Raw genomic sequence first — 290 nt, 5'->3', positions numbered from 1 at the left:
TCAAAGTGCGTGTAGAGGAAGCTTTCGGTGTGATGGGCGAGCATCCATTTCGCCATGATCGAGCCCCCGCGCGAAACGATGCCGGTGACGCGGTCGGCGGTGAGGTGAATATAGGCGAGGCGGACGCCCGCATGGATGGTGAAATAGTCGACGCCCTGTTCGCACTGTTCGATCAGCGTGTCGCGATAGACTTCCCAGGTCAGGTCTTCGGCGACGCCGTCGACCTTTTCCAGCGCCTGGTAGATCGGCACGGTGCCGATGGGGACGGGGCTGTTGCGGATGATCCATTC

1 protein-coding gene is annotated in these 290 nt (G+C 61.0%); it reads right to left on the bottom strand.

All coding sequences use genetic code 11. The features are described 5' to 3' along the window. On the bottom strand, nucleotides 1–290 hold a 290-nt coding region (locus B2344_RS02740; RefSeq protein WP_290484611.1), incomplete at both ends, for a phosphomethylpyrimidine synthase ThiC.

Origin of the sequence: Hyphomonas sp. UBA3195 (genome assembly GCF_002366485.1) — a bacterium.
In the GTDB taxonomy this organism is placed as follows: domain Bacteria; phylum Pseudomonadota; class Alphaproteobacteria; order Caulobacterales; family Hyphomonadaceae; genus Hyphomonas.
The sequence above is the reverse complement of the archived record's forward strand: the minus strand, read 5'-3'. Positions and strand labels throughout refer to the sequence as shown.